13 protein-coding genes are annotated in these 12,637 nt (G+C 49.2%); 7 read left to right on the forward strand and 6 right to left on the reverse strand.

From position 1 onward, the window contains the following. The first annotated feature begins 248 nt into the window (after positions 1-248). Entirely contained in the window at positions 249-1,754 is a 1,506-nt protein-coding gene (locus EZMO1_RS02200) for a sulfatase family protein (protein ID WP_051790671.1), read from the forward strand. Positions 1,755-1,769: 15 nt separating this feature from the next. On the opposite strand, the gene EZMO1_RS02205 is transcribed toward EZMO1_RS02200, so the two are convergent. The 6 genes from EZMO1_RS02205 to EZMO1_RS02230 form a co-directional block, all read right to left on the reverse strand. Continuing rightward, the gene (locus tag EZMO1_RS02205) at positions 1,770-2,162 is read right to left on the reverse strand and encodes a 5-carboxymethyl-2-hydroxymuconate Delta-isomerase (RefSeq protein WP_034879392.1); all 393 of its coding nucleotides are present in this window, start codon (positions 2,160-2,162) and stop codon (positions 1,770-1,772) included. A 34-nt stretch (positions 2,163-2,196) separates the two neighbouring features. Continuing rightward, positions 2,197-3,525, reverse strand: a complete 1,329-nt coding sequence (locus EZMO1_RS02210) for a TRAP transporter large permease (protein ID WP_034879391.1) — start codon at positions 3,523-3,525, stop codon at positions 2,197-2,199. Between the two features lie 13 nt (positions 3,526-3,538). Then, positions 3,539-4,087, reverse strand: coding sequence for a TRAP transporter small permease (locus tag EZMO1_RS02215; protein WP_034879390.1), 549 nt, complete (start codon positions 4,085-4,087; stop codon positions 3,539-3,541). Between the two features lie 187 nt (positions 4,088-4,274). Next, positions 4,275-5,312, reverse strand: a complete 1,038-nt coding sequence (locus EZMO1_RS02220) for a TRAP transporter substrate-binding protein (protein ID WP_082212352.1) — start codon at positions 5,310-5,312, stop codon at positions 4,275-4,277. A gap of 72 nt (positions 5,313-5,384) precedes the next feature. After that, entirely contained in the window at positions 5,385-6,845 is a 1,461-nt protein-coding gene (hpaE, locus tag EZMO1_RS02225; RefSeq protein ID WP_034879389.1) for a 5-carboxymethyl-2-hydroxymuconate semialdehyde dehydrogenase, read from the reverse strand. Positions 6,846-6,901: 56 nt separating this feature from the next. After that, entirely contained in the window at positions 6,902-7,657 is a 756-nt protein-coding gene (locus EZMO1_RS02230; protein ID WP_034879388.1) for a fumarylacetoacetate hydrolase family protein, read from the reverse strand. Positions 7,658-8,274: 617 nt separating this feature from the next. Here EZMO1_RS02230 and hpaH point away from each other — a divergent pair. From hpaH to EZMO1_RS02260, 6 genes are all read left to right on the forward strand, one after another. Beyond that, the gene (hpaH, locus tag EZMO1_RS02235; RefSeq protein ID WP_034879387.1) at positions 8,275-9,078 is read left to right on the forward strand and encodes a 2-oxo-hept-4-ene-1,7-dioate hydratase; all 804 of its coding nucleotides are present in this window, start codon (positions 8,275-8,277) and stop codon (positions 9,076-9,078) included. A gap of 21 nt (positions 9,079-9,099) precedes the next feature. Further along, the gene (hpaI, locus tag EZMO1_RS02240; protein WP_034879386.1) at positions 9,100-9,912 is read left to right on the forward strand and encodes a 4-hydroxy-2-oxoheptanedioate aldolase; all 813 of its coding nucleotides are present in this window, start codon (positions 9,100-9,102) and stop codon (positions 9,910-9,912) included. A gap of 73 nt (positions 9,913-9,985) precedes the next feature. Further along, positions 9,986-10,411: a homoprotocatechuate degradation operon regulator HpaR gene (hpaR, locus tag EZMO1_RS02245; protein ID WP_034879385.1), complete on the forward strand. Its 426-nt coding sequence runs from the start codon at positions 9,986-9,988 to the stop codon at positions 10,409-10,411. A 31-nt stretch (positions 10,412-10,442) separates the two neighbouring features. Next, positions 10,443-11,219 (forward strand): fumarylacetoacetate hydrolase family protein, encoded by a 777-nt coding sequence (locus EZMO1_RS02250; RefSeq protein ID WP_034879384.1) that lies wholly within the window; start codon positions 10,443-10,445, stop codon positions 11,217-11,219. A gap of 58 nt (positions 11,220-11,277) precedes the next feature. Next, complete coding sequence (gene hpaD / locus EZMO1_RS02255; RefSeq protein ID WP_034879383.1) at positions 11,278-12,123, forward strand: 3,4-dihydroxyphenylacetate 2,3-dioxygenase; 846 nt, start codon at positions 11,278-11,280, stop codon at positions 12,121-12,123. Between the two features lie 21 nt (positions 12,124-12,144). Further along, entirely contained in the window at positions 12,145-12,633 is a 489-nt protein-coding gene (locus EZMO1_RS02260) for a universal stress protein (RefSeq protein WP_034879382.1), read from the forward strand. Positions 12,634-12,637: the final 4 nt, after the last annotated feature.

A 12,637-nucleotide genomic window follows, 5' to 3' on the forward strand; every position in this document is an offset into this window, starting at 1 on the left:
ACGATTGCTCTTCTTTAAAGCTGCTTCGAAAATTCATCAGAAAAGCTTGTAACGAAATCATAAAAAAGTGTTCAAAATCTTGTAGTTACTGGCATTCACTAAATGAAATTGTTGCCGAAACAGGCGTATGTTGACGTGTGTCATCCAATATGTTGATCGATGTTTTTCTTTGTCCGGACAGGGATTAGAGTACGACGCAGAATCTATCTGGTCGAAACGTACGCAACCTACAGAACGAAGACACACGAATGCACAAGTTAAAGAAATTAGCCCTTGCCATGACGGTTTCAGCGGCAGCAGTCACTGCTGTTGCCAAACCGGCTGCAGTGCCTGAAGTAGCTAAAAGCGAACAGCCCAATGTCATCATTATCTATACCGATGATATGGGCTGGGGTGATGTTGGCTACCACGGTGTAGACGATATTCGCACGCCGAATATCGATAAGCTGGCGGCTAACGGTGTGCATTTTCCTCAGGCGTATGTTTCGGCTTCTGTCTGCGGCCCTTCCCGTTCCGGTATGTTGACGGGTGTTTATCAGCAGCGCATGGGGGTTTACGGTAACTTCAAGGAAAATACCATTCCTCAAGATCAGCCGCTGGTAATGGAGATCATGAAGGATCAGGGTTACACCACAGGCGTCATTGGTAAATGGCATCTGGGTGATGGTACTGGTAAACCTAACGACCGTGGTGCTGACTTCTTCTATGGTTTCCTCGGTGGCACACACGACTATTTCCGCTCCCAAACTGAAGACGATGGACGTGTAATGTTCGCGCCTATCTTCCGTAACGATGAAGTTGAGCCTCCTATTCAGGAGCAGGACGGCTACCTGACGGATATGTTTACCGATGAGGCGGTGTCGTTCATTAAGCAGGCAACGGATAAAGACGAGCCGTTTTTCCTGTACCTTGCTCACCTTGCGGTTCACCATCCGTGGCAGGTGCCGGACAGTTACCTGAAAAGACTTGAAGACTTGCCTGTAAAAGAAGGTTTTGCAGGTGATGAGCGTCGTGTATTTGCCGGTATGACTCTGGCACTGGACGATGGCATTGGTGCAGTGATGGATAAACTGAAGAAGCAGGGTGTTGACGACAATACTCTGGTATTTTTCATGAGTGATAACGGTACGCCAGCGGGTCAGGGTTTTGAACGTCCACGTCGTAAACAGCGTGGCGAAACCACCATGTCCAGCCCGGGGCCATTCAACGGCTTCAAGGGAACGACTTATGAAGGCGGTGTTCGTGTACCGTTTGTTATGCACTGGCCGGGCATGGTGCCAGAAGGTTTGAAGTACGAGAAAAAGGTCAGCTCGCTGGATATCGTTCCGACCATTGCCTCTCTGTTCAAAGGCACGAATACCGGCAAATTCCCGTTTGATGGCAAAAATCTGCTGCCTTATCTGAACGGAAAAATGGGTGAAGATGCCAAGCCTCACGACACCCTGTACTGGCGTCGTGACGAGGACTATGCGATTCGTGATGGTGACTGGAAACTGACCCAGAACCGTAACCATGGCCCACGTACCATCCGCCTGTTTGACATGGCGAATGATCCGGGTGAGTGGAAAGACCTTGCGGCAGAAAAGCCGGAAAAGGCTCAGGAACTGAAAGACAAGTTTGATGCCTGGGAAGCGACTCTGCCGATTAACCAGTTCAGTCCGAAACCCACCAACCGTAACTTTGATTACGACAAGGGGAATCGGGTGGATGTTCAGGAAAATAACAAAGCGGTTTTGTCCCGCGGTAAACGTTAAGCGACAGGGCCAGACTCAATGTCTGGCCATATGCGCCCTTACCGGATTGTGTTTCCAGGATAGTCCGGAATCAATCTGGGTGATTTCAAACGACAGGGCGCATATTATTTGACCTCTCGTATTAACGGGCTCCAGCCAGTCCAGCAGCAGTCTGTTAATGGCCTCTCCACTTTGCTTCAGCTGTTCAACTGTTCTTCCAGCCCCGATTCTGAAATTCACGTGAACATAAGCGTATTGTGAGTCACCACTGGTGATATGGTGATGGTCACTGGCAAATGCACGACAACGCAGCCCTGTTAACGGAAACAGTGAAGACTGTTCGATATAGCCCTGAACACTTTCAAACAGTTCGTTAAAGTCGGCATGAGGCTCCAGATTGCTGGAATAGTCGATGATTAAATGGGGCATAGATCACCTGTTATATTGATATCCTGCTTACGTCTTAGCCATAAAGTAATTGCGGCAAAAACAGTGAAATCTGGGCTACCAGCACAATAATCGCCAGCCGGATCAGGTCGGCTATCCAGAAAGGTGTCACCCCTCTGAAAATAACGCCGGTATTGATGTCTTTTAATATGGCACTCAGTACAAAGACATTCATACCCACGGGCGGCGTAATCAGGCTGATTTCAGTGACAACGACCACAACAATGCCGAACCACACCAGATCAAAACCAAGGTTGGCGACCAGCGGGAAAAACACCGGAACGGTCAACAGCAACATGGACAGGGACTCAAACACCATGCCCAACAGCATGTAAATGACCAGAATGGCAAAGATAACCAGCATCGGTTGCAGATTCATGTCGATAACAAACTGCAGCAGGTCGTCAGGCAGTCCGGCACGGTTGATGAAGTTGGAAAAAATCAGCGCACCAATCAACACGCCAAACAGCATAGCGGTTGTGCGGGTCGAGTCGGTAATCACTTCAAACAGGGTTTGTAATGTCAGACTCTTGCGGAACAGGGCAATCAGAAACGCACCACCGGCACCAATGCCTGCCGCTTCAGTGGGCGTGAATATACCGCCATAAATGCCGCCCATGACCAGTGCGAACAGAGCGATAATGCCGCGCACTTCCCGCATGCTTTCCCAGCGCTCTTTCCAGTTCAGCTTTTCACCACGCGGGCCGGATTTCGGGTTTCGCCAGACAATATATTGGACTGCAGCAAGGTAAAGCAGCACACCCAGTAAACCGGGAATAAAACCGGCCGCAAACAACTCCCTGATGCTCGTTTCGGTTAACAGGCCGTACATGACCAGAATCACACTGGGAGGAATCAGAATGCCCAGCGTTCCACCGGCCGCAATAGAGGCTGTTGCCAGACCATCGGAATAACCAAACTTGCGCATGGGTGGCATGGCGACTTTTGCCATGGTGGCAGAGGTTGCCAGGCTGGAGCCACAAATGGCAGAAAAACCACCACAGGCGACGATGGTTGACATAGCCAGACCACCCCGACGATGCCCGAGGAATGCATAGGCAGCGTTGTATAATTGCTGTGACATGCCGGAATGAGTGATCAGGTTGCCCATCAGTACAAACAGGGGAATCACCGACAAGTGGTAATCCTGTGCCGTATCAATCACCCGTCGTGACGCCATGGTGAGAACCGGACGCCAGTTAAAGTCGGCCATATTTCCCAACGTCAGCCCCTGCATGGCAGCAAACCCGAAGAAACCGACCAGTCCCATCGCCAGCGCAATGGGCATCCGGATAACGATGATTAAAATCAGCAGGACAGCGAAACCAATTAATGCAGCTTCCATAAAACAGCCTCCTTTACCTGCCGGGTTCACTGACCTGATGGTCAGAGAGGTGAGGTTTCTTCAACCATAAACGCCAGATGCCCCACAGCAACATACCTGCTGCAGTGGCCCAGCTCATAATAGCAATGTATTGAACGACGATGCCCACGGGAAACGACAGAAACTCTGTGACTTCGTTGCGTCGAATAGAACGTGCAGCCAGCTCCCAGATACGGTTAGCCAGCGCATAAAAAGCAAAGCTGATAAGCAGACCAGACAGGGTTCCCAGTATTTTGATCACCAGTGCCGGAAGAAAACGGTCAAGAATATCCACCACCACATGTCCACCCCGCCAGGTAATCACCGGCATTTGTGCAAATACCAGCAGCGCAATGCCAATCTCGGTCATTTCTGTGGCACCGTTGAGCGGGTTGCTGAAGAAATAGCGGCCGACCACGTCAATACACGTCACCAGCATAAGGATTAACAGTGCCAGCCCGGCCAGTGTTTCCAGAATCAGGGCAACCCAGCGCAATGCGCCGGGCTCCTCGTAGTTTTCCGTTAACCATTTGCTAAAGCTCATAAGACTTACTCGCTGGTTTCAGAGGTATAATACCAATTCCCTTTTCTAAACATGAATTGCGCAGCCATTCTGAATCACGGGAGCTGCGTTGGAACTCCTCGCAATAGCTCGCTATTACTCGTCGTTCCGCCTTTATGCCCTTCAGGGTATTGTCCCGCGACCCAGAATGACTTGCTCATGGTCATATTTAGAAAGCGGAATTGGTATAACCGGTGGCAAGAGCCAGATACTCATCAAGCACTTTCTGACCATCAACACCACGGGATGAGGCTTTCTTCACCCAGTCACTGCGAACTTCCGAAGTGATGCGATCCAGTGTCTGGTAGATCGGTGTCGCCTGATCCGCTTCGGTGTAACTTACGCCGGACTCGGATGCCACAGAGAAACCGTCAATATTAGCCTGTTCCCAGACTCTGCCTGCCATAGCCGAAAACTTTTCACCAGAGATAGAAAGAATGGCGTTACGATCTTTACTGCTCAGACCATCAAGAAAGTCTTCACTGGCAAAGAATGAGAAGCTGCCACGGAACACACCGCCGGGCACGCTGATCATCTGGCTGATCACTTCGTTCAGACGCAGGGACTTTTGGGTCATGGGCGCAATCATCACGCCGTCAACCACACCCTGTTGTAACAGTTCATAGACTTTTGGTGCCGGAGCACTGACATTGGTGACGCCCAGTTCATGACCGATCTGGGAAGCAATACCACCGGGAGCGCGGATTTTCAGGCCTTTCAGATCGTCCAGTGTCTCAACCGGCTTTCTCAGTTGTAGTGCAGCAGCCCCTTCAGTAAACAGACCCAGCAGGGTAATACCCTCGTGCTCACCAGCCTTTGACAGGTATTGCTCATTGATTCGCCAGTAAGCGACAGACGTTGCTTCAGCAGTGGCGTTGGTCATGGGCATTTCAGACAGTTCTGTCAGTACAAAACGACCGGGCACGTAGGCATGCAGTGACCAGCCTGCATCGGCGACACCGTCTTCAACCAGATCAAAGTAACTTCTTGGATGACCCAGGTCGTATTCCAGTTTGACCTTTACTCTTCCTTCCGTAGCTTCTTCAACCCACTCAGACCAGATTGGAAATACTTCAGCATTCATTGGGTGTGTAGGTGCCAGCCAGGTGGCGATTCGAAGTGTTGTGGCAGCACTGGCTGACAGAGTAAACAAGGTGGATGCAACCGCGATGGTTGCCAGTGCAAAAAGACGTAAAACTGATTTCATACCGAGCCTCGTTATTGTTGTTTTATAGAAGGTCACGTTAAGTGACCTTCATTGGGCGATCAGATTCAAGAGTCAGGCACCCCATTTCGGGATGTGGTGTGAACCGAGAGAGATGCAGACATTCTTGGGTTCTGCAAAGACTTCGTAACTGTAGGTTCCGCCTTCGCGCCCGGTGCCGGATGCCTTAACGCCTCCAAAGGGTGTGCGCAGATCTCGCACGTTCTGGCTGTTCACAAACATCATGCCGGTTTCAACCGCTTTGGCGATTCGATGTACACGGCTGCTGTCATTGGTCCACAGATAGGATGCAAGACCATAGTCGTTATCATTGGCCTGCCTGATGACGTCGGCTTCATCTTTGAATGGAATCAGTACGGAAACCGGGCCAAAGATTTCCTCTCTGGCAATCCGCATATCGTTGGTCACATTCGAGAACACGGTAGGCGCGACAAAATGCCCGTTCTTCAGGCTGGTTGGCAGATAGTCCGGTTTTTCGGGGCCACCTGCCAGCAGGGTGGCGCCTTCTTCCAGACCAATACGGATATAACCTGTCACTTTGTCAAAGTGTTGTTTTGAGATCAGTGAACCGACTTTGGTGTTGATATCCATTGGATCGCCACACCGAATATTGCGAGCTCTTTGGGCAAACTCTTCACAGAATTTGTTGTAAATGGTTTCCTGAACAAAAATTCTGGAGCCTGCCGTACAACGCTCGCCGTTAATGGAAAAAATACCGAAAACGGCCGCGTCCATAGCGCGATCCCAGTCGCAGTCGTCAAAGATCATGACTGGTGACTTGCCACCCAGCTCCATGGAGAACTTCTTCAACCCGGCGTTGGCAATAATGTGTTCACCGGTTGATGTGCCGCCGGTAAAGGAAATGGCATTCACCTCTTTATTGGTGATCAGGGCTTGTCCGGTGGTTGAGCCATAACCGTGAACAATGTTGTAAACCCCTTTAGGGACGCCGGCTTCTTCCATGATTTTGCCAAGGAAATCTGTGGTCAGCGGTGACAGCTCGGACTGTTTCATAACAGCGGTATTACCCAGTGCCAGACAGGGCGCGGATTTCCAGGTGCCGGTCATAAACGGTACATTCCATGGGGAAATCAGTGCGCACACACCGGTTGGCTGATACAGGGTGTAGTTCAGCAGCTGGTCATCCATGGGATAAGTATGACCATTCATCTGTTTGGACATTTCTGCGAAGAAATAAAAGTTGTTGGACGCTCTGGGTATGAGTGCATTACGGGTCTGGAAAAGTGGTAGTCCGGTGTCTTTTGTTTCCAGCTCCGACAAGGTTTCTACATTGTCGGCGATCAGATCACCAATACGGTTAATAATGGCTGCCCGCTTTTGTACCGGCATATTGGCCCAAGCCGGAAAAGCGGCTCTGGCAGCTGCACAGGCTTCCGCGACCTGTTCTGGTGAAGCCTGCGCTACCGTGGCAAGGTGTTCGCCGGTTGCCGGGTTAACGGTTTCGAAGGTTTCTGCGCTCTCGACCCACTGACCATTAATAAAATTTTTAATCATGTGTCTGCCTCGGAATGACTTTTATTATTTTTTGCGGCGTTCAATGCAGTTTGGGTTCAGCCATAAAAGGCTTCGGTATCAACCAGTGAATTGGTGACTGAACCTATGCCACTGATTTCTACAGAGACTTCGTCGCCCGCTTCTACATTGACCAGTCCGCCAATGGTTCCCATGGTGATGAGTGAACCAGAAGCGAGGGTCATGAAGTCACTGATATAAGCGATCACATCGGCGACACTGTGAATGTAATCTGCGGTCGAACCACTACTGACCACTTTACCGTTGACGGTGGTTGTGACAGAGAGTGCATCAGGATTATCAATTTCGTCAGCACTGACCATCCAGGGCCCGAGAACACCAGAACCATCGAAGTTTTTGGCTTTCACTGGCGGGCGGTAATAGCCTTTCACAAAATCCTGAACAGTGAAGTTATTGAGGAGGGTATAGCCGGAAACGTATTTGAGAGCGTCTTCTTTTCTGACCCTGTGCGCTGCTTTACCAATTTCAATCACCAGCTCAGCCTGCGGGGTATAAAAGTTGACCTGATCAGGACGTTGTACCGGAGTATTATGGCCTGTCAGGCTGTTGGGAAGTTTGAAATAAAGAATCGGGTTTTCAGGAATAGTCACCTGACACTCGTCTCCATGACGGGCACTGTTGACAGCCAGACCTATGATTTGCGCACATTTTGGCGGGAGCCACTGGGCTGAAGTCACATCGGTAACCCTGCCATCATCCGTTAGCCAGAGTTTTCCATTCTCACTGGTGATATTGACGACAGAATTGTCGATCAGGACTCGTGCGCGTTTCATTATTTTTGTACCCCGGGTCAGTCGGTGATTCTTATTTTTAGAAGCTGTTCATAATTTTGTTGAGGGCTGCAAATGCCGATAAATTGCCCCTGTTTTTTGATCTCATTCGTTACGTAGCACCACTACGCGCCTCATGAGATCAAAAAACAGGAACAACTTCTCACCATTTTCGCTCTCCTCAAAAGATCATGAGCAGCTTCTTTATGCAGCACAGGCTGCGACTTTACTTGAATTTTCGGGTATTTGTTTTTATTGGAAACAGCTTAACATTTTATCTGTTAATTAAATTGTTAAAGAAATTTATTCGGATCACAAATTGATGTCAATATTCATCTGTTAAAGTTTGTTAGCAAGCGAGCAGTGTGTAAACGAAAGAATAATTAAAAACATAGAATAATCAGTTAGATATGAATATCTTTAATGATGAATGCAGGATAAATATTTACAGTTCAGGTTTGATTTCAATAAAACAAACACTATGCAACAAAACTTGACACCGGCTAAAAATCTCAAAGATAATTAATATAGTAATTAATGTAGTAAGCTGTATCGATATAAGCCCGGTTAATGTTTGAGCAAACATTAACAATAAAGCGAATAACAAAAAGGGTTTCTTCATGCTTTCATCACAGGTTATAGAGCAAGCCGCCCAAAGCCTGCATCAGGCGGAAATCAAGCGAGAGCAGATTCGACAGCTCTCGTTGCAGCACCCGGATATCACCATTGAGGATGCCTATGCGATCCAGCGACGCTGGGTCGATATCAAGTTGGACGAAGGCCGTTCGGTGGTTGGTCATAAGATCGGTTTGACCTCAAAAGCCATGCAGTATTCATCACAGATAGACGAGCCAGATTATGGGGTTCTGCTGGACGATATGCTGTTTGAAGATGGTGCAGAAATACCCACGGATCGTTTTATTGTGCCGCGCATAGAAGTGGAGCTGGCTTTTATTCTGGGTAAACCATTAAAGGGGCCGGGTTGTACGATATTCGACGTTTATAAGGCGACTGATTATATTGTTCCAGCACTGGAGTTGATCGATGCCCGCAGCCATTCTCTTGACCCGGACTCTGGCAGACCGCGCAAGGTGTTCGACACCATTGCGGATAATGCCGCAAACGGCGGCATTATCATGGGGGGGCGGATTATCAAACCTGAAGACGTTGACCTGCGCTGGGTTTCTGCGTTGCTTTATCGTAATGGTGTGATTGAAGAGTCGGGTGTGGCGGCTGCTGTATTGAACCATCCGGCAAATGGGGTTGCATGGCTGGCCAATAAGCTGGCGCCTTATGATGTGGAGCTGAAACAGGGACAGATTATTCTTGGTGGATCATTTACCCGCCCGGTAGCTGCGAGAAAAGGCGACACATTTACAGTGGATTACGGCGACATGGGATCTGTCAGCTGTCGTTTTGTCTGACCCGACTGAAGGAAAATAATAATGAAACATCCTGTCAATCCATTTAAGCAGGCGTTGTCAGAGGGTTCAGTGCAACTGGGAATGTGGCTGGGGCTGGCAAACAGCTACAGTGCCGAACTGATTGCTGGTAGCGGCTTTGACTGGCTCCTGATTGATGGTGAACACGCACCTAATGATATCAATACCATTTTGTCCCAGCTTCAGGCACTGGCTGCGTATCCGTCGGAGCCGGTAGTTCGTGCTGTCTGGAAGGATACGGTGCTGATCAAGCAGCTGCTGGATATCGGTACCCGAAACCTGCTGATTCCCATGATTGAAACCATTGAGGAAGCCCGTGAAATGGTGGCAGCAACCCGTTATCCGCCGATGGGCATACGCGGGGTCGGCAGTGCATTGGCAAGAGCTTCACAATGGAATCGCAAAACGGATTATCTTCACAACGCCAGCGATGAAATTTGCCTGCTGTTGCAGATTGAAACATTGAAAGGTCTGAATAATCTGGATGCGATTCTGGATGTTGAAGGGGTGGATGGTATTTTTATCGGCCCGGCTGATCTGTCTGCAGCACTGGGGCATTTGGGTAATCCCGGGCATCCGGAAGTACAGGCGATCATTGAACAGGCCATTACCAACATTGTTCAGTCTGGCAAAGCGGCGGGCATCCTTAGTGCCGATGAAACGCTGGCGCGGAAATACCTTGAGCTGGGAGCAACCTTTGTCGCCGTTGGAGTCGATACGACGCTGTTGGCAAGAACTTCTGAAGCACTTCTGGCAAAATTCAAAGCCTCGGACCAGACATTAGCCAGCAAGGCATCAGGGCCATCGGTTTATTGACGGGCCTCCCTGCCCTGTTTTGCAACGAGCAATAACCTGCAGCGAAGAATAAAAAGATGAGAGGCGATCCATAATGAGAAAGTTTGATGACTCGGTTTCCCTGAAACTGTTAAAAGCCAGAGATGGTGTAATGAGCTTTTTCCGCCCGCTGTTGCAGGAACATGGTTTAACAGAACAGCAGTGGCGAATACTGCGTGCACTGTATGAATTTGATGAACTGGAGCCAAATCAGCTGTCCCGGAAGTGCTGCATTCTGGCTCCGAGTATGACCGGCATGATCAACCGGCTGGAGCAAAAAGGCTACGTTGTCCGGCGTCGTCCAATGGAAGACCAAAGACGTACATTGATTCGCATGACCAAAAAGGCCAGAGACCTGTTTGCCGAACTGAGCCCTGAAGTGGATAAACAATATCGGCGAATGCGAAAGCGGCTGAGTCCACAGCTGGTTGATCAACTCATTGAATTGTGTTCTGAAGTTGAAGAGCGCATGAAGCTATAAAAAAGATTCAAAAACAGGCGGTAGAACAAGAATGAAACACGCTCGCGTTGAAATTGATGGTGTTATTGAACAGGTGACCTGCGAAGATTCCAATCCGGATAATTATCAGGTAACGACCCGTGATGGGCGGCAGTATTCAGAACATGAAGTCACATGGCTGGCTCCCCAGAGTGGTGTGATTATTGGTCTGGCGTTGAATTATGCTGACCATGCCGCTGAACTGGACTTCGATAAACCGGAAAGCCCGATTCTGTTTGTGAAGTCTCCTTCCAGTACCAATGCGCATAATCAAAAAGCCTACCGCCCGGATCATGTGAACTACATGCACTATGAATCGGAGCTGGTGGTGGTGATAGGAAAGTCCGCCAGTAAAGTGAAAGCTGAAGATGCCATGGAGTATGTGGAAGGCTATACGGTCTGCAATGAATTAACAGTGCGAGATTATCTGGAAGACTTTTCCCGTCCCCCCATTAAAGTGAAGAATGTTGATAGTTTTGGTCCGCTGGGTCCCTGGGTGGTGGATCGTGATGATATTGCCGACCCCCATAAACTGGCGGTGAGAACCTGGGTCAATGGTGAACTTCGGCAGGAAGGGAATACGAAAGATCTGATTTTTAACATTCCGGAACTGATTGAGTACATCAGCAGTTTTATGACCCTGCAACCCGGTGACATGATTGCTACCGGGACACCCAAAGGCTTGTCTGATGTGGTGCCGGGCGACGAGATTATTGTCGAAGTAGAAAATGTCGGGCGACTAAGGACGTGGCTGGTTTCAGAGGAAGAGTATTACAGTCAGGCCAGCTAAACGACTATTTGTGAGCAAGTTGTGAGCAAGTTATAACAATAAGAGCAAGGAGTCAGGTATGGGTGAAATCGTACTTGCGGCCAAAATTACTCATGTGCCGTCCATGATTATTTCTGAACAGCCCGGTCCTCATCAGGGTTGCAGAGATGCTGCGATCAACGGGTTGAAACAGCTGGGAGATATGGCAAGAGAGCTGGAGGTTGATACCTTTATTGTTCTGGATACCCACTGGCTGGTGAATGCGGCGTTTCATATCAATGGCAATCGTCGTAACGAGGGTGTTTATACCAGCCATGAGTTCCCACATTTTATTCAGAATCTGAGTTACGACTACAAAGGGAATCCTGAACTCTCTCAGAGTATTGCCGGAAAGGCAGTGGCTAAGGGTATTAACGTCATGTCTCACGAGGTACCCAGCCTTGATCTTGAATACGGCACCATTGTACCTATGCGCTACATGAACAAGCCGGGTGATATTAAAGTGATCTCCATTGCGGCCTGGTGTACACGACATGAGTTGGAAGACTCTCGGCGCGTAGGTGAAGCCATTGCGGAAGCCGTGAAAGAAAGTGACTCCCGCGTGGCTCTGCTGGCGTCCGGTTCTCTGTCGCACCTGATCTGGGAGAACAGAAAGGTTGATGACGGGTTGTTTACGATTTCCAGTGAGTTTAACAAGCAGATGGATCTGCGGGTGCTGGAACTCTGGCAGCAGGGAGACTTTAAAACCTTCCTGAAGATACTGCCGGAATACGCCGAGAAGTGTAATGGCGAGGGCGGTATGCACGACACTGCCATGCTGTTTGGCGCGCTGGGGTGGGATCAGTATGAAGGCAGAATCGAGACAATTACCCCTTATTTTGAAAGCTCGGGTACAGGGCAGGTGAATGTCCTGTTTGAAGTGTGAGCCGGTGATTCAGGAGTAGTTATGATTCCAGAGATTACGAATATCGTTTATGCCACGGATTTGCAGGCCGGTTCCCGTCCGGCATTTCGCATGGCGGTCAGGCTGGCACTCAGCAATAATGCCCGACTATTTTTTATGACGGTGATAGAAGACAGCAATGAATACGCCAGAAGGCACGTCAGCCTCGCTGTAACCGATAAAATGCTGAAAGAGATGGAAACTGAAAGCGTGGATCGGTTGCAAGACAAAATGGTGAAGAGACTTGAGCGTTTTATTGAGGAGGAAATGGAGCAGGGTGTTGAATTTCCCCAGGGTAAGCCTGAGCTTCATGTGATTGAGGGCGCCCATGCCGAGCAGGCTATTATCGGCTTTGCTGATCGGGTTGATGCCGACCTGATTGTGATGGGTAAACGCAGAAAGCATGGAATGGATAAACTGCTGGTGGGGTCAGTGGCGAATAAGGTGCTGAAGGCTAGTCATATTCCTGTTTTGATCGTGCCATTAATCTGATAAT

It is taken from the genome of Endozoicomonas montiporae CL-33 (assembly GCF_001583435.1).
Taxonomy (GTDB): Bacteria; Pseudomonadota; Gammaproteobacteria; order Pseudomonadales; family Endozoicomonadaceae; genus Endozoicomonas_A; species Endozoicomonas_A montiporae.

Excerpts from the sequence above, each read along its gene's own strand:
- hpaE (WP_034879389.1), bottom strand. The coding sequence starts at position 6,845 with ATGATTAAAAATTTTATTAATGGTCAGTGGGTCGAGAGCGCAGAAACC.
- EZMO1_RS02250 (WP_034879384.1), top strand. The coding sequence starts at position 10,443 with ATGAAACACGCTCGCGTTGAAATTGATGGTGTTATTGAACAGGTGACC.
- EZMO1_RS02205 (WP_034879392.1), bottom strand. The coding sequence starts at position 2,162 with ATGCCCCATTTAATCATCGACTATTCCAGCAATCTGGAGCCTCATGCC.
- hpaD (WP_034879383.1), top strand. The coding sequence starts at position 11,278 with ATGGGTGAAATCGTACTTGCGGCCAAAATTACTCATGTGCCGTCCATG.
- hpaI (WP_034879386.1), top strand. The coding sequence starts at position 9,100 with ATGAAACATCCTGTCAATCCATTTAAGCAGGCGTTGTCAGAGGGTTCA.
- hpaH (WP_034879387.1), top strand. The coding sequence starts at position 8,275 with ATGCTTTCATCACAGGTTATAGAGCAAGCCGCCCAAAGCCTGCATCAG.
- EZMO1_RS02220 (WP_082212352.1), bottom strand. The coding sequence starts at position 5,312 with ATGAAATCAGTTTTACGTCTTTTTGCACTGGCAACCATCGCGGTTGCA.
- EZMO1_RS02260 (WP_034879382.1), top strand. The coding sequence starts at position 12,145 with ATGATTCCAGAGATTACGAATATCGTTTATGCCACGGATTTGCAGGCC.
- EZMO1_RS02200 (WP_051790671.1), top strand. The coding sequence starts at position 249 with ATGCACAAGTTAAAGAAATTAGCCCTTGCCATGACGGTTTCAGCGGCA.
- EZMO1_RS02210 (WP_034879391.1), bottom strand. The coding sequence starts at position 3,525 with ATGGAAGCTGCATTAATTGGTTTCGCTGTCCTGCTGATTTTAATCATC.
- EZMO1_RS02215 (WP_034879390.1), bottom strand. The coding sequence starts at position 4,087 with ATGAGCTTTAGCAAATGGTTAACGGAAAACTACGAGGAGCCCGGCGCA.
- hpaR (WP_034879385.1), top strand. The coding sequence starts at position 9,986 with ATGAGAAAGTTTGATGACTCGGTTTCCCTGAAACTGTTAAAAGCCAGA.
- EZMO1_RS02230 (WP_034879388.1), bottom strand. The coding sequence starts at position 7,657 with ATGAAACGCGCACGAGTCCTGATCGACAATTCTGTCGTCAATATCACC.